General features: G+C 47.1%; 24 protein-coding genes. 19 read left to right on the forward strand and 5 right to left on the reverse strand.

Annotated features, from left to right (window positions below; genetic code table 11):
• Positions 1 to 67 precede the first annotated feature (67 nt).
• Genes CS931_RS05240 through CS931_RS13135 form a run of 3 tightly spaced genes read left to right on the forward strand, consistent with a single transcriptional unit; the run spans position 68 to position 2,431 of the window.
• A complete protein-coding gene (locus CS931_RS05240; protein ID WP_099204729.1) occupies positions 68 to 541 on the forward strand; it encodes a PcfB family protein in 474 nt (157 codons plus the stop codon).
• On the forward strand, positions 531 to 2,303 hold the full coding sequence (locus CS931_RS05245; protein WP_442467196.1) for a VirD4-like conjugal transfer protein, CD1115 family: 1,773 nt from the start codon (positions 531 to 533) through the stop codon (positions 2,301 to 2,303). The genes CS931_RS05240 and CS931_RS05245 overlap by 11 nt, the downstream gene beginning before the upstream one ends.
• Entirely contained in the window at positions 2,300 to 2,431 is a 132-nt protein-coding gene (locus tag CS931_RS13135; protein ID WP_442467197.1) for a hypothetical protein, read from the forward strand. The genes CS931_RS05245 and CS931_RS13135 overlap by 4 nt, the downstream gene beginning before the upstream one ends.
• Before the next feature lie 40 nt (positions 2,432 to 2,471).
• Here CS931_RS13135 and CS931_RS05250 read toward each other — a convergent pair whose 3' ends face one another.
• Together CS931_RS05250 and CS931_RS05255 are read right to left on the reverse strand one after the other, a co-directional pair.
• Positions 2,472 to 3,332 carry an HNH endonuclease gene (locus tag CS931_RS05250; RefSeq protein WP_159459743.1) on the reverse strand — a complete coding sequence of 287 codons (861 nt, stop codon included), beginning with the start codon at positions 3,330 to 3,332 and terminating at the stop codon, positions 2,472 to 2,474.
• A gap of 31 nt (positions 3,333 to 3,363) precedes the next feature.
• Entirely contained in the window at positions 3,364 to 4,575 is a 1,212-nt protein-coding gene (locus tag CS931_RS05255) for a Shedu immune nuclease family protein (RefSeq protein WP_099204731.1), read from the reverse strand.
• Between the two features lie 210 nt (positions 4,576 to 4,785).
• Here CS931_RS05255 and CS931_RS05260 point away from each other — a divergent pair, with 210 nt between their 5' ends.
• Genes CS931_RS05260 through CS931_RS05275 form a run of 4 tightly spaced genes read left to right on the forward strand, consistent with a single transcriptional unit; the run spans position 4,786 to position 6,846 of the window.
• The gene (locus CS931_RS05260; RefSeq protein WP_011988858.1) at positions 4,786 to 4,998 is read left to right on the forward strand and encodes a Maff2 family mobile element protein; all 213 of its coding nucleotides are present in this window, start codon (positions 4,786 to 4,788) and stop codon (positions 4,996 to 4,998) included.
• Positions 4,999 to 5,009: 11 nt separating this feature from the next.
• Positions 5,010 to 5,882 carry a VirB6/TrbL-like conjugal transfer protein, CD1112 family gene (locus CS931_RS05265; protein WP_099204732.1) on the forward strand — a complete coding sequence of 291 codons (873 nt, stop codon included), beginning with the start codon at positions 5,010 to 5,012 and terminating at the stop codon, positions 5,880 to 5,882.
• Between the two features lie 47 nt (positions 5,883 to 5,929).
• Complete coding sequence (locus CS931_RS05270) at positions 5,930 to 6,403, forward strand: SpoVG family protein (protein WP_242964907.1); 474 nt, start codon at positions 5,930 to 5,932, stop codon at positions 6,401 to 6,403.
• Between the two features lie 47 nt (positions 6,404 to 6,450).
• Positions 6,451 to 6,846, forward strand: a complete 396-nt coding sequence (locus tag CS931_RS05275; protein WP_099204733.1) for a DUF7007 domain-containing protein — start codon at positions 6,451 to 6,453, stop codon at positions 6,844 to 6,846.
• A 25-nt stretch (positions 6,847 to 6,871) separates the two neighbouring features.
• Here the strand turns inward: CS931_RS05275 and CS931_RS05280 are convergent, their stop codons facing one another.
• A complete protein-coding gene (locus CS931_RS05280; protein ID WP_099204734.1) occupies positions 6,872 to 7,303 on the reverse strand; it encodes a VOC family protein in 432 nt (143 codons plus the stop codon).
• Positions 7,304 to 7,368: 65 nt separating this feature from the next.
• On the opposite strand from CS931_RS05280, the gene CS931_RS05285 reads away from it, so the two are divergent.
• The 7 genes from CS931_RS05285 (at position 7,369) to CS931_RS05315 (ending at position 13,574) form a co-directional block, all read left to right on the forward strand.
• A complete protein-coding gene (locus CS931_RS05285) occupies positions 7,369 to 7,764 on the forward strand; it encodes a PrgI family protein (RefSeq protein WP_099204735.1) in 396 nt (131 codons plus the stop codon).
• Positions 7,712 to 10,081, forward strand: a complete 2,370-nt coding sequence (locus CS931_RS05290) for a VirB4-like conjugal transfer ATPase, CD1110 family (RefSeq protein ID WP_370738183.1) — start codon at positions 7,712 to 7,714, stop codon at positions 10,079 to 10,081. Before CS931_RS05285 ends, CS931_RS05290 begins: the two co-directional genes overlap by 53 nt.
• Before the next feature lie 402 nt (positions 10,082 to 10,483).
• Positions 10,484 to 12,061 carry a C40 family peptidase gene (locus tag CS931_RS05295; RefSeq protein ID WP_242964908.1) on the forward strand — a complete coding sequence of 526 codons (1,578 nt, stop codon included), beginning with the start codon at positions 10,484 to 10,486 and terminating at the stop codon, positions 12,059 to 12,061.
• 17 nt (positions 12,062 to 12,078) lie between these two features.
• Complete coding sequence (locus CS931_RS05300) at positions 12,079 to 12,348, forward strand: DUF4315 family protein (protein WP_099204737.1); 270 nt, start codon at positions 12,079 to 12,081, stop codon at positions 12,346 to 12,348.
• A complete protein-coding gene (locus CS931_RS05305; protein WP_099204738.1) occupies positions 12,345 to 12,998 on the forward strand; it encodes a DUF4366 domain-containing protein in 654 nt (217 codons plus the stop codon). Before CS931_RS05300 ends, CS931_RS05305 begins: the two co-directional genes overlap by 4 nt.
• A 50-nt stretch (positions 12,999 to 13,048) precedes the next feature.
• Positions 13,049 to 13,213 carry a hypothetical protein gene (locus CS931_RS05310; RefSeq protein ID WP_370738184.1) on the forward strand — a complete coding sequence of 55 codons (165 nt, stop codon included), beginning with the start codon at positions 13,049 to 13,051 and terminating at the stop codon, positions 13,211 to 13,213.
• Positions 13,206 to 13,574, forward strand: a complete 369-nt coding sequence (locus CS931_RS05315) for a cysteine-rich VLP domain-containing protein (RefSeq protein WP_099204740.1) — start codon at positions 13,206 to 13,208, stop codon at positions 13,572 to 13,574. Before CS931_RS05310 ends, CS931_RS05315 begins: the two co-directional genes overlap by 8 nt.
• 201 nt (positions 13,575 to 13,775) lie before the next feature.
• Here CS931_RS05315 and CS931_RS05320 read toward each other — a convergent pair whose 3' ends face one another.
• Positions 13,776 to 14,285 (reverse strand): nucleotidyltransferase domain-containing protein, encoded by a 510-nt coding sequence (locus tag CS931_RS05320; RefSeq protein ID WP_099204741.1) that lies wholly within the window; start codon positions 14,283 to 14,285, stop codon positions 13,776 to 13,778.
• A gap of 122 nt (positions 14,286 to 14,407) precedes the next feature.
• On the opposite strand from CS931_RS05320, the gene CS931_RS05325 reads away from it, so the two are divergent.
• Both CS931_RS05325 and CS931_RS05330 read left to right on the forward strand, forming a co-directional pair.
• Complete coding sequence (locus CS931_RS05325) at positions 14,408 to 14,593, forward strand: DUF4316 domain-containing protein (protein ID WP_099204742.1); 186 nt, start codon at positions 14,408 to 14,410, stop codon at positions 14,591 to 14,593.
• Entirely contained in the window at positions 14,593 to 14,937 is a 345-nt protein-coding gene (locus CS931_RS05330; protein ID WP_370738185.1) for a plasmid mobilization protein, read from the forward strand. Before CS931_RS05325 ends, CS931_RS05330 begins: the two co-directional genes overlap by 1 nt.
• Before the next feature lie 45 nt (positions 14,938 to 14,982).
• Here the strand turns inward: CS931_RS05330 and CS931_RS05335 are convergent, their stop codons facing one another.
• Positions 14,983 to 16,986 (reverse strand): ATP-binding protein, encoded by a 2,004-nt coding sequence (locus CS931_RS05335; RefSeq protein ID WP_159459744.1) that lies wholly within the window; start codon positions 16,984 to 16,986, stop codon positions 14,983 to 14,985.
• 208 nt (positions 16,987 to 17,194) lie between these two features.
• Between CS931_RS05335 and CS931_RS05340 the strand changes: the two genes are divergently transcribed.
• The 3 genes from CS931_RS05340 to CS931_RS05350 all read left to right on the forward strand — a co-directional run bounded on the left by CS931_RS05340 (position 17,195) and on the right by CS931_RS05350 (position 19,287).
• Positions 17,195 to 17,374, forward strand: coding sequence for a hypothetical protein (locus tag CS931_RS05340; protein WP_099204745.1), 180 nt, complete (start codon positions 17,195 to 17,197; stop codon positions 17,372 to 17,374).
• A gap of 141 nt (positions 17,375 to 17,515) precedes the next feature.
• A complete protein-coding gene (locus tag CS931_RS05345; RefSeq protein ID WP_099204746.1) occupies positions 17,516 to 17,809 on the forward strand; it encodes a CD1845 family protein in 294 nt (97 codons plus the stop codon).
• A gap of 77 nt (positions 17,810 to 17,886) precedes the next feature.
• Positions 17,887 to 19,287, forward strand: a complete 1,401-nt coding sequence (locus tag CS931_RS05350) for a relaxase/mobilization nuclease domain-containing protein (protein WP_099204747.1) — start codon at positions 17,887 to 17,889, stop codon at positions 19,285 to 19,287.
• Positions 19,288 to 19,550 lie beyond the last annotated feature (263 nt).

The following is a 19,550-nucleotide window of genomic DNA, read 5'->3' on the forward strand; positions in this document are numbered from 1 at the left end:
TGCATAGAAAGTGGAGAACACAAAACTTCGGGTCAAGTTGGCCCGAAGTGAGAAAGGAGGTTTTTTCATGCAGGAGGATATAGAACGCCGAACGGTTGCCCTATCCGTCAATGCCACAAAGCTGACGGGCCGGGCGTTGGCGAAGATTTTAGGGGCGGCGGTGCGGAAGATCCAAAAGGACTACCAAAAGGGACAGACCCCTCAAGGAAAGCAGAGCGTAAAAAAGCTGATGAACCACGGCGCTTCCACGAAAAGCCTTGACCTCTCCGGGGATACAAAGCGCTTTGACCGTGTAGCTCGGAAATACAATGTGGACTATGCTTTCCACAAGACAGGGCCGAACAAGTACCTGCTGTTTTTTAAGGCAGGACAGGCGGACGCTATTACCACCTGTTTTGGCGAATACAGCAAGCTGGTACTGAACCGGGGCAAGAACCGCCGCCCCTCTATTCTGGAACAGATTAAATCCTTTGCAGACCGGGAGCGCACCAAGCCCCGCCAGCATGAACGAAAACGGGAGGCGGTGCGGAATGAACGATAAAATCAGAAAATATGTATTGCCGAACATTCCGTACTTGTTTGCACTTTGGTTTTTCCTGAAGCTCGGCACAGCCTACCGAATGGCCCCCGGCGCAGACTTCGGCAATAAGCTGATTGGCATAGTGAAAACCATAGGCCCGGCGTTTGAAACAATAGCGCCGGGCCTTGTGCTGTCCGATTGGCTCATTGGCCTTGCCGGGGCCGTTATACGTCGGTTGGTGGTATGGTATAAGGTAAAAAACGCAGAAAAGTTTCGGAGGGATGTGGAATATGGTTCGGCACGGTGGGGAATGCAAAAGGACATAAAACCCTTTATCGACCCCAAATTCAGCAACAACGTGATACTCACAGGCACAGAGTTTCTTACCATGAACACCCGGCCTGCCAATCCCGCCAACGCCCGGAATCTGAATTGTTGTATTATTGGTTCGTCCGGTTCGGGTAAAACAAGGTTTTGGCTGACCCCGAATCTGCTTCAAGCCCATTCTTCCTTTGTCGTGGTTGACCCAAAGGGCGGCATTTTGGGGCAGGTGGGTACATTCCTGCAAAAGCAGGGCTACAAAATCAAGGTGTTCAACAGTATAGATTTTTCCCAAAGTATGCACTATAACCCCTTGTCGTACATCAAAACGGAGAGCGATATTTTGAAGTTTGTAAATGCTCTAATTGAAAATACCAAGGGGGACGGCAAGGAGGGCGACCCGTTCTGGACGAAATCAGAAACTCTTTTATACTGCGCCTTGATTGGATATATCGTCTTTGAGGGGCCAGAGGAAGAACGCAATATCAATACTCTTGTGGATATGATTAACAGCATGGAAACGAGGGAAGATGATGAAAATTTCAAGAACGCCGTGGACTATATGTTTCTTGGCTTGGAAAATCGGAACCCCCGCCACTTCGCCGTAAGGCAGTATAAGAAGTTCAAGCTCGCCAGTGGCAAGACCACAAAAGCCATTCTGATTAGCTGTGGCGCACGTTTAGCCCCTTTTGATATTGGAGAGCTTCGGGAGATTACAAGCTATGATGAAATGGAATTAGACCGCATGGGCGACAGGAGAACCGCTACTTTCTTCATCATCAGCGACACGGATACAACGTATAACTTCATAGTTGCCCTTGCTTTTTCGCAGATGTTCAATTTGCTTTGCGAACGGGCTGACACCGTACACGGTGGCAGGCTCCCCCATCATGTACGGGTATTATGGGACGAAGCCGCCAACACAGGACAGGTTCCGCAACTGGAAAAACTGGTTGCCGTTATACGCTCCCGTGAAATCTCCCTGTGCCTGTTTTTACAGGCACAGAGCCAACTTAAAGCCTTATACAAAGACCACGCTGAAACCATTATGGGCAATATGGACAGCGTGATTTTTCTTGGTGGACGGGAACATAGTACCATCAAGGAGCTTTCGGAGGTTTTGGGGAAAGAAACCATTTCCATGCAGACGGAAAGCCGAACACGGGGCCAGTCGGAAAGCTACGGACAGAATATGCAGCGGCTTGGCAAAGAGCTTATGACAATGGACGAGCTGACCACAATGGACGGAAACAAGTGTATTCTGCAATTACGAGGATTGCGGCCTTTCCTTTCCCCAAAATATGATTTGAAAAAGCACCCCAATTACAGGCGTACAGCCGAAGCCGACAAGCGCAACGCTTTTGACGCTTCAAAGCTGATAAACCGCCGCATGAAAAAGCTCAACCCCAATGAGCAGTATACCCTTTATGAAGTTAGCGCCGAAGCGGAAGCCGCCGCATGAAAAAGCTCAACCCCAATGAGCAGTATACCCTTTATGAAGTTAGCGCCGAAGCGGAAGCCGCCGCCATAGACGAGGATGAGGACATTCTCAACTATGATGATGTGGACGACCCGGAAGCGTTTGCATAAAAATAACATCAGGCCAATTTGGCCCGATGTTGAAAAAAAGTTAGTTTTCATTTTTTCCATAATAGAGAGGGCTAATGTTTCCGTGCTTTTGCAACCAACGCCCATATATATCAAGTCCTTTTGAAGCAGGGTCAGACATACAAATTGTAAATTCAAGACCAAATAGGGCAAAAACAAAAAAGGGATATGCAATTACAGGATTATCGTGCAGTACATCCGTGTTCTCATCAACTGGGATTAGCAAAAAATCACTTTCATGTATTGTCTGATATGGATCTCCTGTATTGCCTTGCCATAGCTTATCGATTTCATATATCCGCCTAATATTGCATGACCATTCTTTGTTACTACCACGGCGAGCATAATCACGAATTGGGTCAAAATCTGAGTTGTCGATTAAATAGTCAACGCCACCATCAATCTTGGCAAATCTTAACGCTAGTGATTCTAATGCAATCTTGGCTATAAAGCGTGAGAGAGGAATTGTGTTTTTAGGTATCATTTCATCTACAAACGCTGGCGTAATAATTGTGCCTTTTTGCAATAATTTCGTGATGTTAGAATGTTCAGTTTCTATGGCTACAATTGGGTTGCTGCTCTGTTCAAATAGCGGTAATCCCGGAAATGGGTTTATAACTTTTACCTGGCTACCATCGGGCAGCACTCCGTTGAGATGGGGAACCACGCCCTTTTTGCTTGGAATAGCCTCCCTAAATCTCAAAGCCTTTATTTCAGTTGATTCAAGAAAGGGCTTCTCAACTTTTCGTGCAAAATAATTATTGCAGTCATCGCAAACAACACCCTTTGGAAGCGTTGCAGTTTTATTTCCTAATGATTCAGGAATTATATGCTCTACACTTTTAGAGTTAGAGCTATCTTGTTTACAAAAAAGACACCTCATGGCCGCCATCCTTTCTGTTGAAATTACAACACTAAATTGACATTTCTAAAGCAGCAATAATATTTCTGATGCGAGTAACCAAATCATCGTAGCTCATAATATCTGTTATATGTTTGTACTGCCGCTTGATTAGTTCAAAGTCGTTCCGCTGTTGAGGGTTAAAATCATTGCTTCTACCAAGAACCAAAATGCCTTGTGGGTTTACAATTTTAGGGCTTATGTTTTCTGGCAAAGCATCTTTCAGTTCCTTTGTTAAGGATGCTTCTCCATCTTTACCCCAATTGTTCATACAAAAAACATATTTCTCTATTTGCTGGATTGTCCCAGCAAGCTCCCTAACAGGTACATAGTTGTTTCTATAAGAAGATTGTTTTGTAAGCAACTGAACACCGGGCTTTTTTATTTCCATAATATCAATGAATCCATTGGCGTCAATCAGCAAAAAATCTGGACGTTTATCATATCCATCAACGCCTCGGATTGTAACTTCACGGATGCCTGCAATATATTTCGGATAAAGTAATCGAATTACATTATGTATTTTTTCTTGCCATTCGTTTTCAGTCATTCCTTCAGCGTTATCCAAAAGATAACGAAGCTCCTCATCCGCGAGCTTGAACTGGGCGAGTTCAACTTGCTTTGTGTGCTGTAAAAAACCAGCATTTCTATCTGTGGCCCAAACCGATTTTGAACGATTTTCCAAGAACTTTTGGAAACGTTTTTCATAACGTTCAGCTTCACCAAAGTATTCCTTGATGATTCTTGAAATGCGGGAGTAAGTGTAATGCCGCATTTCAGCAGTTTTGGGAAATTTCCGAATCAGCTCCGCAAATACCGAAAGAGGGAGGTTGATTTTTCTATCAGAGCTGTCTCCGGTATATATATCCGCGTTAGCAACTTTATCGAGTGTTCTTAAAATTGAAATGTGATAAGAGGCTATGAACATCTTTTCAGTCAGGTGGATTTCATTTGCAAAATAAATTCTATTTTCCGTACCAACAACGCCTGAATCGATGTACGTGTACTTAGCTCCTACTACGCCGATGCAGAAAAACAATGAATCGTCATCAACATCATATTCGGCAGTATGAGAGCGAATGCGTTCAGCGGTAACAGCAAAGCAACGTTTGATACTCCAAGATTTTCCTTCTTTAAGCTCTTGAAGTATTCGTTCACCATCGATTGTCTCTGGATGGTAGATTAGAATCAACTCATTGCCTTCCCGCACAAATTCAAGATTCATTTTGACGCCCTCCCATCAATCACTAACCTAATTATACCCTACATTTCAACGATAAACAACGAGAAAGGAGCGTTTTTGACATTGCCCCGTGGCCCTCCCTCAAAATCCACATCCCCAACTTCGGGCCAAGTTGGCCCGAAGTGACAGCCGCCAGAAATGGCGGTTTTTTCGTACCCGAAAACAAAACGAAAAAATGGAGGTAATTTGATTATGGGATTTTTTACGAGTGCAGTTAGCACATTGCAGACCCTTGTTGTTGCGCTTGGAGCTGGCCTTGCGGTGTGGGGCGTTATCAACCTTTTGGAAGGTTACGGGTCGGACAATCCCGGCGCAAAATCGCAAGGGATTAAGCAGCTTATGGCAGGTGGCGGCGTTATCCTGCTGGGAACAACGCTTGTGCCTATGCTCTCCAGCCTGTTTTAAGAGGTTAGCCTATGGATTTTCTCACCGACTGGATTAACGAATGGATAAAGGGCCTGCTGATTGACGGTATCATGGGAAACTTGGAGGGCCTTTTTTCCGATGTAAATAACCGTGTCGGAGAGATTGCAACACAGGTGGGAACCACCCCGGAGGCTTGGCACTCCGGGGTATTCTCCATGATACGGCAACTTTCCGAAACGGTTGTATTGCCGATTGCCGGGCTTGTGCTGACCTTTGTAGCCACCTATGAGCTGATACAGCTTATCATTGACCGTAACAATCTGCATGACATAGATACTTGGATTTTCTTCAAATGGATTTTCAAAACAGCGGCGGCGGTGCTGATTCTCTCCAATACATTCAATATCGTCATGGCGGTATTTGATATTTCTCAAAGCGTGATAAATAACGCAGGTGGGCTGATTCAAGGCAGTACCGATGTAACCGCCGACATGATGAACAATCTGGAAACAACTTTGCAGGGTATGGAGATTGGCCCTCTCATTGGCCTGTGGCTCCAAACTATTTTTATCGGCTTTACTATGAAAGCGATTGGCATTGTGATTTTCGTTGTGGTGTATGGCAGAATGTTGGAAATCTATATGCTTTCTAGTTTAGCCCCTGTGCCAATAGCAACACTGGTAAACCGTGAAATCGGCGGTATGGGCCAAAACTATCTCAAATCTCTTTGCGCCGTAGGCTTTCAGGGCTTTTTGATTATGGTGTGTGTGGCAATCTACGCAAAGCTGGTACAGAGCGTTGCCACCGCAGGAGCTTCGGACATTATCGGTGCAGTATGGCAGGTGATAGGCTATACCGTTTTGCTTTGCTTTACTTTATTCAAAACCGGGAGTCTTTCCAAGTCGATTTTCGGTTCACATTAGCGACTTCGGGCCAAGTTGGCCCGAAGTGGAAAGGAGTGCAATTTAACGTGAGCAATGAAAAAAACACCGTTTCGCAAGAAGCGGAACAGCAACCCGGACAGGCGGCAATACCGCTGAAACTGGACGTTACTGCCCGGCCCATTGAGCCGAAAGGAAACCTTGTGGGCTTTGCCAGTATCAAGTTTAATGACGCTTTTGTCGTGGAGGATTTCAAGATGTTGCAGAGCGACAAGGGCATTTTTGTAGGGATGCCGAGCAAACCGGATAAGACCAGCAAGACCGGCTACCGGGATACGGCAAAGCCCATTATCGCAGAGTTCCGCAAGGAGCTGACCGGGGCCGTGGTTGCCGCCTACCATGCGGAGGTGGAAAAATTACAGTCCCGTGCCGCTGCCGTTACCGTCCCGGAAAAGAAATCTATCCCGGAACAGCTTGCCGAGGGAGCGAAACAGGCGGCAAAGGAGAAAGCCGCCCGTCCTGCTCCCGCAAAGGCCAGCAAGGCTAAAAGTGCAGAAAGATAGTATTGTGACTTCGGGCCAAGTTGGCCCGAAGTGGAAAGGAGATTTTTATGTATCAACAACCGGAACAATCGCCGTGGGGCAAGGTTCAGCATTGCGAAATTCTCTGCCCCGGCGTGTTTCTTGTAAGTACCGCCAGTTACGGCGGCACCATGTTTTCTAAGGATATGGCGGCGGTTCTCTCTCCCGCCGCCCGGAAATGCGGCTTTCGTCACGGCGGCTTTCTCTGCTTTGAGGAAGATACACAGGAAGATGTTGCCCTGCGGGAGCTTTTGGATAAAAAGCTGTGGGCCGCTCCTGACCGTATCAAGGACAAGGCCGCTTTTGAGGAAAACATCAACAATTCTATCCGGAAATATAACCCGGACTATTGGCGTATACGGCAGGCCGGGCTTGAAAAGGCCCCGGCCCGGCAGACTGCCCCGGCTCACAGCGCCGAACGCTGACACTTCGGGCCAACTTGGCCCGAAGTTACGACCAAATGACAAAGCAAAAGGGATGTCCAGCCGGGTCGAGCATTGTTGTCCATAAGGATTCACTTTCCGATGAAGTAGCTTCGCCATATTGTACGTTGGTTTTTACCGCCCCACAGGAAAGAGCGTGCTGTACGGCAAGCTCCATCTGTTCCTGATTATGTACCGTAAAATCCAAATGTGCCATTTGCTGTTGTGCGCCCGGCTCGTCCGGCCATACGGGCGGAACGTAGTCTGGATTTTGCTGAAAGGCGATTTTTACACTACCGGACGGAGAAATAATATCCGTCCACTCATTTTCTTCCACATGGTTTTTCTTCCAGCCGAGAAGCCGTATATAAAAATTAGATAAAGCGGCTGCGTCCCTGCACTCCAACACAACAGCGTCAAGTGCAATCGGCAACAACCCTTTTGTATTCAATGTTTCCATAAACACACTCCTTGCTTTTTTCTCTAAATTATACCATGAAAACACCCGGAAAGGAGGATTTTTCATTGGCCTATGTAAGCGTACCCAATGATTTATCAAAGGTTAAGACCAAGCTGGCATTCAATCTTACCAAACGCCAGTTAATCTGCTTCGGAGCGGCGGCAGTAATCGGTATCCCCGCCTATCTGTTTACCCGTACCGCTATTGGCAACACCGGGGCCATGCTCCTGATGATTTCCTTTATGCTCCCTTGCTTTTTCTTCGCCATGTACGAGCGTGACGGACTGCCCTTTGAAAAGGTAGTGCGGAATATTGTCCGCTCCAAATTTCTGTGGCCCAGCACAAGGCCATACCGAACCCAAAATATCTACGCCTATTTGAGCAGCCCCAGAAAGGAGGTACAGCAGATTGGCACAAAAAACAAAATGCCCGCCCGCTCCCGCAAGAAGCGCAAAGTCTAAAAAGCGTGGGCCGCAGACCGCACAGCAGACCATTCCCTATAAGGAAATGCTGAAAGACGGTATCTGCAAGGTACGGGAGGGCTACTACACCAAGACCCTTTCCTATGAAGATATTAACTACGCCGTGGCTTCAACGGACGACCAAAGCACCATTTTTGATGGGTACTGCGGCTTTCTCAATTACTTTGACAGTGCCTTGCCCTTTCAAATGTCGTTCATCAACCACCGCTCCCGGCCTGAAAATCGGTACAGTGTGAACATTCCCCCGCAAGATGATGATTGCAACGGTATTCGCAATGAATTTACCAATATGCTGAAAGGCCAGATTGCCAGAAGCAACAACGGCATTGTCCGCTCCAAGTACATCACGTTCGGAATTCATGCGGACGGAATCAATATGGCCCGGCCCCGCTTAGAGCGTATCGAAGCGGACATTATGGGCAACTTCAAAAAATTAGGCGTTCAGTCGGCAACCCTTTCCGGGCGGGAGCGCTTGGAAATCCTGCACAGCCAGCTCCACCCCAGAGGACGGGAGCCGTTCCGGTTCTCATGGGATATGATACCCAAAACCGGAATGGGAACAAAGGATTTTATAGCCCCGACCAGTTTTGACTTTCGGCAAAGCCGCTTATTTCGTGTGGGAAGCACATGGGGGGCGGCTTCCTATATGCAGATTATGGCTTCGGAGCTTTCCGATAAGCTCCTTGCGGAGCTTCTGGAAATGGATGCCGAAATGACCATCACCATGCACATTCAAACAGTTGACCAAAATAAGGCCGTGAAAACCGTTAAGGCGAAGCTTTCCGACATAGGCAAAATGAAGATGGACGAGCAGAAAAAGGCGGCAAGGGCCGGGTATGATATTGATATTCTGCCCCCGGATTTGCTGACGTACAGTAAGGATGCCGCCGCTCTTTTGGCAGATTTACAGTCCAGAAATGAGCGAATGTTCCTGCTTACATTCCTTGTGGTGAACACGGCCCCCACCCGCCAGCAGTTGGAAAACGACATTTTCACCGTGTCGGGCATTACGCAGAAATACAACTGCTTTTTGAAGCGGCTGGACTTTCAGCAGGAGCAGGGCTTTATGTCCTCTCTCCCTCTTGGGTACAACGGTATTGAGATACAGCGGGGCATGACAACAAGCAGTACCGCAATCTTTGTGCCGTTTATGACCCAAGAACTCCGCATGGACGGACAGGCGTTGTACTACGGCATGAACGCTTTAAGCCATAATGTTATCATGGCGAACCGCAAAAAACTGAAATCCGCCAACGGCCTGTATCTTGGCAGTACAGGTTCGGGCAAGAGCTTTTCTGCAAAGCGTGAGCTAATCAATGTATTTCTTGCCACGAACGATAGAATTATTATCGTAGACCCGATGGGCGAATACGCCCCACTGGTAAAACGGCTTGGCGGTGAGGTAATCGACATTTCCCCCGACAGCCCCCACCATATCAACCCAATGGACTTAAAGCTCAATATGACCGCAGAGGACAGTCCGCTTTCCATGAAAGCGGACTTTTTATTGTCCCTTTGTGAACTGATAATCGGCGGTAAGGAGGGTTTACAGCCCATTGAAAAAACGGTGATTGACCGCTGTGTGCGGCTGGTGTACCGGGAGCTTGCCCTTGGTATCGGGGACGGGAAAATGCCCCTTTTGCAAGACCTGTATGAAACCCTGTGCCAGCAACCGGAACCCGAAGCCAAACGGATTGCAACCGCTCTGGAGCTTTACTGCACCGGCTCCCTCAATACGTTCAACTTTGCCACCAACGTACAGACCGACAAGCGGATTATCTGTATCGTGCTGAAAAGCATGGGCGAAAACCTACGAAAAATCGCTATGCACATCACCAACGAGCTTGTAACACAGGCGGTAGACGAAAACTTTTCGGCTGGCCTTGCAACATGGTGCTATTATGATGAATTTCATATTTTGTTGCAGGATGCCCTTTCTGCAAGCTATTTTGTCCGTGTTTGGAAAATGCTCCGTAAAAAGGGCTGTGTGCCGAGCGCACTTACGCAGAATGTGAAAGACCTGCTTGCCAGTCGTGAGGTAGAGAATATATTTGACAATTCGGATTTTATGATACTGCTTGCACAGGCACAGGCTGACCGGGCTATTTTAGCCAAACAGCTTGGCATATCGGAACACCAACTTTCCTATATCGCTCACAGTAACCCCGGCGAAGGACTTTTGTTTTTTGGCAGTACGACCATTCCTTTTGTAGACCGCTTTCCCCATGGTGAGATATACAATCTGCTCACCACCCGCCCGGAGGACATAGCAAGGGAGGCCCAAAATGGAGGATAAGAGCCGTAAGGGGCCATCAGCCGTTTGCGGTTTGAGCGTGAGGAACAGGCGGCAACTTCGGGCCAACTTGGCCCGAAGTCAAAACCCGGTGTAAAGGGCCGAGAAAAGTTGACGGAACCCCCTGTTACCGCTACTACACCGCCGCCGATTTCCGACCAGCCGGGAGCTTCGCCACCTGTGGGCAATGGCTCTGGCCCAGCCCCGCCGAAATCCGCTGACCCTGCCACTTCGGGTCAAGTTGGCCCGAAGTCGGGAAAGCTCCGGCAAGACAGTAAAGCACCCCGGCCCTCCGAACGCTTGCGGCGTGACGGGGGGCCACCGCCCATTGATGAAACTGCCGGGGACGGGGCCGCTCCCCATACTGGCCCTGCTGATAAAAAGGCGAAAAAAAACGGTAAGCGCATGGAGAAATCCAAGCTCCGCATGGAAAAGATCGGTGAAGAGCTGAATACCGCCCGTGAAAAGCTGGCGGAGCAGAAGCCGCCCAAGAAGCCCGGCCCCTTCAAGACCGTGGGCCGGGCCGCACAACATCAGACTTGGCGGTATGTGCATGGCAAAATTCATCAGGTAGAACGTGAAAACGTAGGTATTGAAGCGGCTCACAAAACCGAGCTTGCCGGGGAGCGTGTGGTTCGTGGCAGCACCCGCTTTATCAAAAAGCGTATTCGTACCCGCCCGGCCCGGCAGGTTCGCAAGTGGGAACGAAAAGCCATCAGCGCAAAGGCTGATTATGCCTACCGCCAGTTAGTGCAGGAAAATCCGGGGCTGAAAAGCAATCCGCTTTCCCGGCTATGGCAAAAGCAACAGCTAAAAAGGCAATATCGCAAACAGGCAAAAGAGGCAGCTAAAACAGGCGCAAAGGCGGCAAAGAAAACGGCGGTCACAGAAAAAAATATCGCCGAGGCCGCATGGCGGTTTGTTCGGAGCAATCCTAAAGTTGTATTGATTTTGGCCTGTGCGTTCCTGCTGATTGTGGTTCTGCAATCCTGCATGGGGGCGCTTACTACCATTGGCAACGGCCTGATTGGTGTTGTGGGCGGCACTTCCTATGTATCATCAGACAGTGATATTGAAGCCGTAGAAGCCGACTATACCGCACTGGAAAAGGCGTTGCGGGATAAGCTGGCCCGGATAGAAAGCGATTATCCGTCCTATGACGAGTACCGTTATTCGGTGGACGAAATCGGGCATGACCCCTTCGAGCTGGCTTCTTATCTGACCGCCAAATATGACGATTACACCCCGGCACAGGTACAGGCAGAGCTTCAAGCTCTTATGGAACAGCAATATACCCTTACCATTACGCAGACGGTAGAGGTACGCTATCGTACCGAAACCCGCACCGACACATGGACGGACGAGGACGGCAATACCCATTCCGACACCTACACGGTGGAGGTTCCCTATAACTATTACATTTTGAATGTGAGCCTACGCAATCACTCGCTTGGAGCCGTGGCCCTTGCCAATCTCAACCCGGAGCAGACAGAACGCTACCTGATTTACCAAAAGACCCAAGGCAACCGCCCGAATCTCTTTGAGGGCAATATCTATACCCACCCCGGCGAATACACCGATTACGACATACCGCCCGAAGCACTGTCCGACCCGGTCTTTGCGGCCCTGATTGCGGAAGCGGAGAAATACTTGGGCTACCCCTATGTGTGGGGCGGTTCCAAGCCCTCCACTTCCTTTGACTGTTCGGGCTTCATGTCTTGGGTAGTCAATCACAGCGGTTGGAATGTGGGGCGGCTTGGAGCGCAAGGGCTGTTTAACATCTGTACGCCTGTGTCCTCTGCCAATGCAAGGTCGGGAGATCTAATTTTCTTTGTAGGAACTTATGACACCCCCGGCGTATCGCACGTTGGTATCTATGTGGGCGGGGGAATGATGTTGCATTGCGGAAATCCCATTGGCTATGCTTCTATCGAAACCAACTACTGGCAATCTCATTATTATTCTTTCGGGCGTTTGCCCTAATACTTGGAGGTGGTAACTTGAACGCAAAAATAGAGCGTGTAAGCAAGGACATACAGAAAACAAAGGACAAAATCAATGAGTTTCAATCCAAGCTGTGGGAGCTGGAAAAGCAGAAAACCGAGCTTGAGAACATGGAAATCGTGGACGCTGTGCGGGGCATGGACATTTCCCTTGTTGACCTTGCGGCCCTGCTGAAAGCAGCAAAATCAGGCGGCGCCACTTCGGGCCAAGTTGGCCCGAAGTTAGAAGCGCCCGCCAAAATCGAAAAGGAGGAAACCGAGGAATGAAGAATAAGCCTAAAAAGCGTATATTGACCCTGATTGCCGCCGCTATGCTCTGCATGGCGGCTTTTCCTTTGACCGCCTATGCTGGCGGCGGTGAGGAAATCCCGGAGGAAGTGACGGAACCCCCGGCCCCGGAGCCGGTAGCCGCTCCCAATCCCTTTACCCCTGCCGGGACGGGAACCGTCATTGACAACGCCACGGACGAGGACGGGAAAGAGTTTTACACCATAATGACCCCAAGTGAAAACGTGTTCTACCTAATTATCGACAAGCAGCGGGAGCAGGAAAATGTGTATTTCCTCAATGCGGTAACGGAAAAAGACCTGCTGGCCCTTGCCGAAAAATCCGAGGAACCCGCCGAGCCTGCAACACCTGCAACCTCTGTTACACCGGAGCCGACACCGGAACCCGCCCCCGAACCGGGAAAAGGCGGTAACGGCATGATGATTGTTGTTGTCCTGGTGTTGCTGGCTGGCGGCGGGGCCGGGTATTACTTCAAGGTTTACCGCCCGAAGCAGGAACGGGCCGACAATGCCGAGGACGATTACAGCGAATATGAGGACGACCCCTACACCGAGCAGGAAGATGACAGCGTACCGTGGCAGGAGGACGAGGACGAAGCCGGGGCCGACAGTGAGGACGGTGAAGCATGAATTTCACCGACAACCCCTTTGAGCGAATGATGAAGCAGAAGCCCCGTCCAATGCGCCCAGCCCCACCGAAAAATCCGCCGCCCGGCTCTCCCTGCTGTGGCTGTTCCTACTGGCGGGGCATGGCTTGTGTCGGCGTATGCTACCGGGATTTAACCCGTTCCAGAACTTCGGGCCAAGTTGGCCCGAAGTTGGAGGGAGGGCAAAGTCATGGATAGCCGGGAGCTGACCCGTGGGGAACGGGCGGCAATCCGCAAGCTAGTCACTTCCATGTGCGCCAATTACGACAGCGAATACGGCTGTCTGCCCCTCGACTATGGCGGCTGTTATATGCTGGATAAATGCTGGACAGGCGCATACTGCAAGTATTTTCAAAATGCCGTCCTTCCCAATGACCCAAAGCTGGAGGCCACCTTGTTAGGCAAGGCCGCCCCCGAAATGGACGCTTGCGCCATTTGCGGCAAGGCGTTTGTATCGAACGAAACACGGGCCTACTGCTCGCCAGCCTGCCAAGCGGAGGGCAACCGCCGCAGGAGCCGAGAAAGAATGAGCAAAAAGAGGAGTTCGAATAAGGCATAGCTGTTACGATTAGAGTTGAAAAAAGCCGCTGTTTATGCGGCTTCGGGGAGTCTGTTTTAGGCAGGTGTGGCTTATCCTATGACCGCACTTTCCCAATCGTAACAGCGCCCTATAAATAAAGACAAATAAGCACTTCGGGCCAAGTTGGCCCGAAGTGCTTATTAGCTTGCTGTGGTAAACGCCAATATCCATAGTCTTAACCTATTTTTGAGGAAAGGTATCATTTAGTCTTTTTAAATCAGCGTTATCTATTTCCCTTAATTCATATCCAGAGTGAAATAATCTTTGCCCCTCTACTGAAATACAGGGGATAATTCTGCCTTCAAAAGTGCTTTTTGAAAACCATTTTGCCTCTAAATCAAACCATCCACCTTCCGGGTTAGCTTGCTTCGCATTACCCGACTCACTGATGATAAGGGGATGAATATCAATATAACCGTGCATAGGATGATATAGCTCAACACGAGTTGGACGACAATCAGTAGTAATTTGATAACCTATTTCCTCTAATTTTTCCATTAGCAAACCTTCAAAAACAGCGTCAAAGTCTATATCAATATCTCTGTGTTCCCTTATTTGATTTCCAATTAGAACATCAATACCCCAGCCACCTTCAACCCAATACGGGATATTCAATTCAGATAAAACATCTATAATCATTAGAAAGCTTTCTTTACTTGCTGTAGCATTTTTTTCAATTTTGGACTCCATCGTTTCCCTTTCCTTTACTCCATATTTGTAAAATTCTATTTTTATCACTCTACTATATTTTAACTTAAATAAAGTATATCAGCTTATCAACATATGTTCAATGAAAAGAAAGGAGCTTCACCATGAATAAAAAAGACAATTATTTAAAAAACGCCGAGCTTTCCACGGAGCAGAATTACAATATGATTGATGGGATTCCCAATAATGCCCCTTTGCCTACTCCACAGGCCCGCCCGAAGGAACAGCAAAAAGACCGGGTAAAGGAGCCGCCGGCAAAGCGGCGCAGCCGGGAACGGGAGGAACGGTGATACCATACAAACGCAAGCGGGATATTCATTTGCATGTCATGGTTACAGCAGATGAATTTGACACAATTAAACAGCGTATGGCAGAAGCCGGGATAACCAACGCAGGCGCATATATCCGCAAAATGGCGCTCAATGGGTATGTGCTGAATGTTGACCTTTCTCCTGTGCGGGAGCTTGTTTCCCTGCAACGCAGATGTGCGAACAATCTCAATCAGGTCGCCATTCATGCCAATACCTACGGTGTTTATCCGTCCGAGATTACAGCCCTGCAAAAGGATTACGCCGAGCTATGGGGCCGGGTTTCCGATATTCTGGAACAGCTTGCGGCAGTTACAGCCCTATAAATTTATGGGAGCAACGAAATTTACGTTGCTCCCATAAGCTGTTTATTAGGCGTTTATAGCAACAAGCTTGTTTGCTAGCTCTGTTACTTTATTGCGAGATATTGGAGCATTGGTATCGTCTTCTAAAGAAGATATTTGAGTGAAATCTATCTTTAGTCGTTCAAGTAAAAAACTATGACGGGCTTCAAAAGCTTGAAAAATATCATCCCAGGACAAGGCGTATATTTCAAAATTACCAATTATATCGACAAGTCCTTTCTTGCCATGTTGCTCAAAGTTGGCATACTTTGTTTTTACTTCATCATCAATAGTTGCACATACCGCAAAAAAACGCCAAGTTCTGTTAATGCCGCTAAAACGAGGCTCTTTTCGTATGGTAGTTGCATAACGTACAACTTGGTTGTAGACATCAAGAGATAAATTTACATAGGGAGCTTTCAATTCAATAATTAGCATTTCACTACTTAAATCTTCTTGTACCCTTTGTGTGTATAAAAAGACATCTATTCTCTGTAGCGTTTCTTGAGGCGAAAGGGTCGAAACAGTAGTGTTTCCTGCGGATTCTGTGACCTTTTCGAACTCCTGCAACGAGGTTTTCATGTTTTTATCAGCAGTCAGTAAATGATACTGCTCACCAAAAAGCCAAAAATGTTGCTCAATAATTTTTTGAATATGATCTCTCTCGTTTGTAAAAGAGGTCATATCGAAAACCATACTTTTAAGATTTTCAACAACTGAAATGCGTTTTTCAATTATGCTTATTGCTTCAATAATATACTGCAAATTTGTGCGCTGTAACACCTCTGCAAAGCTTTTTCTCTGCTCTGGAGTCAGATTTACAACTTGCTCAATTATTTGAAGTACATTCTCCCGCTCTTCAGAAGATAACAACAAATTCAAGAATCCTAAAATTGATTTTTCTTGCGTATCATTTAGCTTGTGAAAAATCTTAGGTTCTGTACAATACAATTCACGAGTGACTTGTTGAAAATCTTTTTTTCGTAGTTGTCCGTATACATCCTCGCTAAAAGAGGGGAAATTCCCATTCTTTTCCATTTCCATCAAGCGTTGGTCTGCCTTTAAGACTAAAAATGATTTAAGTGCTTCTGAAATGAGAGAGATGATTTTTTTCTTTAGAGCACGCAATATAATTCGTTGGCCGCTTTCCTGTTCAAGTGCTAATTGGCTTTCCTCAATATCTTGCGGGAAAAACATGCCCGGTCTAAAATATTCCGATGATACAAATACAGCATGAGAGAACCCAACAGTATTTTTATTGAAAGATGTATTTTCAACGGCTACAATTTCACCGTTTTGAGTGCGATAAAAGATTTTTGATGCGTTAGCTACATTTTTGCGCCAGATAATTATATTTATTTCAAACTCATAATTTTCAATTAAAGCCGTCTGGGTAGTGCTTAGGTCAGTATTAATGTAGTGGGAAACATCAAGTTCTATGCCCATATACTCAAGAGAAAAGTTTTTATCTTTATTCAGATATAGAAACCATGCAAATTCTTCAAGGAGCTTTTGACGCATATTGGTGTAAGAAAGTTGGTCTGTTGTTCTTGCATCGGAAATAGGAAACTCAACCGTAGTTCCAGTCTGCTCATGTTCTTGAGTAATGGATGGTTCATCTGTAATAAATTTTGACCTATCCATAGAATCAGTTTTTATACTAAACCTTTGATAGATATCATTATTTTTATAAACTGTCTTCCATTCCGCAGAGGAAGCAAAGCACAAATATGAAAAACGTCCCTTACCTTTATTCACTTGTGATTTTATTCTAATGCTAGATTCATTTTTAATAGAAGAAAGAAAAGTTCCAAATGTTTCACTTAGATTCTCATAAACAATGCCCGTCCCATTGTCAACAACTTCGATAGACATAGCCTCTCTTAACGGGATACCCTTTTGCCTTACAGCTACTTTGCTTGCACCTGATTCAAACCCATTCCAAATATATTCGCAAATCGCATCTTTACAATCTTTGGGAAGTCCTGCTCTATCAAAGCTAGTATTGTTAAGAGCTACCTGTAATTCCACAATTACTTACACCTCCACTATTCGAGATTAGGAATTATCGTTAATATAAATATGATTATACATTTATTTTCTGAAACTAACAACAAAAATTTGGCACTTCGGGCCAACTTGGCCCGAAGTGATAGGACAAGATTGGTGCGGCTTTGACAACATTGTGTTCATTGTCTGGATGCCCCATACTGTAAAAAACTTGACAAGGAGGGCTACCATGCCAGATTACAAGGAAATGTACTTAACCATAATGAGAGCTGCCAATAAAGCATTGAAACTCAATCAAGAAGCTATAGAGCATATTATCTATGCTCAACAGCAAACGGAGGATATGTATATCAAAGCGGACGATACTCCACTTTCCATTCTTCCACCAAATATGGAAATACAAGAATAGTTACACTCACGGATTGCTTTTAGCTGACTTTAAGCCAAGATCGGTGCGGCCTCGACAACATTGTTGTCCTCTTTCCCGCATGGTAAAATATAGGTAGGATAAACAATCTAACTTATGTTTTTAAGAAAGGGGCTTTGTATTATGAAAATAATCGGCAAAATTATTGCTATACCATTTATGATTGTGCTGACCCTGTTTGGCGCAATGACACGATTTCTCTTTTGCTTTGCTTCATCAATTCTTACCGTTATATCGGGCATTTTAGGTCTACTGGCTATTGCCATGTTTGTTACAGGCTGTATGTTGAACAACTGCATATGGGTAATGGTATTTGCTTTCCTGCTTTCCCCCTTTGGAATACAGGCTATTGCGGAGTGGTTGATTGATGGAGTAAACGGCATAAGCAACCGGCTCCGGTTCTACATTATGGACTAACAGAAATTGTATAAGTGCCGGACGACTTCGGGCCAACTTGGCCCGAAGTTATTTTTTGCAGGAAAGGAGGGCCGCACATGGCGACAACCTACTTTAAGCCCCACCATATCAGCAGGGGCGAAACGATAGCACAGTCTATGAAAGACCGTTTTGACTACGGACAGAATCCCGAAAAAACACAGGGCGGCGATTTGGTTCTTGCCTATGAGTGCGACCCGAAAACCGCAGATGCAGAGTTCCTTTTAAGCAAGGCCAAGTACAAGGCCATCACAGGCCGGGAGCAGAAAAAGGACGAGGACATTTTGTGCTATCAGGTGCGACAGTCTTTTGTCCCCGGCGAAGTGGATTCCGAAATGGCACTTCAAATCGGATATGATTTCGCCATGCGTTGGACAAAGGGCAAACACGCCTTTTTTGTAGTTTCCCATGTTGACCGCCCCCACCCTCATGTGCATATCTACTACAATTCAACTACTCTCGATTGCACAAGGAAGTTTCGGGATTTTCTTGGCTCGGCCCGTGCGGTTCGGCGGCTCTCTGACCGTATCTGCCTTGAAAACGGACTTTCCTATATCGCCAATCCCAAGCCGAAAAGTAAGGGGAAATACAGGCATTACGGGCAATGGCTCAGCGGCAACAAAACGCCTACCTTTCAAGAGCGCCTAAAAGCGCAGATTGACATTTGCCTTACGGAAAAGCCGCCCGATATGGACAGCTTTTTGCAGGCAATGGTTACCGCTGGATTTGAGGTTAAGCACAGGCGAGGCGGTGGGATTAGCTTCCGCACCGAGGGGCAGGAACGCTTTACACAGCTTCGTGCCGCTACGCTTGGCAAGGGTTACGGCTTAGAGGATATACAGGCGGCGATTGAGGGCCGGGCCGCTCCTATGGAACGGCGCAAGGTAAATCTGATTGTGGATATTCAGTCCCGGATTAAAGCCGGGAAAGGCCCTGCTTACGAACAGTGGGCCAAGATATATAACCTGAAGCAGATGGCGGCGGCGTTACAGTATTTGCAGGAAAACGGCTTGATGGATTATGCCGATTTGGAGCAAAAAGCCACACAAGCGGCAGACCGTTTTCATATGCTTTCAGACAGTATAAAATCCACCGAAGCCGCCATGCGTACCAACACGGAATTAAAGGCGGCGGTTGTGGATTACGCTAAGACCCGGCCTGTTTTCGAGGGGTACAAGGCGGCGAAGTACAGCAGGAAATACCTTGCGGAGCATGAAGCGGATATTGCCGCCTACCGGGCGGCAAGGGCTACTATGGATAGGCTTGTGAACGGTTTCAAGCTCCCCAAAATGGATACGCTCAAATCAGAGTTTCAGCGGTTGGCTGCTAATAAGAAAAAAGCTTACCGGGAGTACCGGGAAGCCAAAAAGGATATGCAGGAAATTATAACGGTAAAAAGCAATATAGACCATCTGCTCGGCTTGACAGACGGACAGAAAAATAAGGAAATGGAGCGATAGCGACATGACGCAACATGAGGTGCAACGCACCGATTTCGGGCCAAGTTGGCCCGAAATTGCAGGGTTTGGGGAAGGCACTCCCCAACAAGCAGTTTTGAGGATTTCCCGTAAAGGAAAATCCTCAAAACGTGCAACTGTGGCCACAGTTGCCCTGCTTGCCGTTTAGCGGAAAGCCTAAAAAACGCTCAATATGAGTATGCAATCTGCACCAAATAGATTTCGTTCTTATATGAATATATGAACTGCTTTTTTGTCATAGACAG

It is taken from the genome of Scatolibacter rhodanostii, from assembly GCF_900197595.1.
In the GTDB taxonomy this organism is placed as follows: domain Bacteria; phylum Bacillota; class Clostridia; order Oscillospirales; family Acutalibacteraceae; genus Scatolibacter; species Scatolibacter rhodanostii.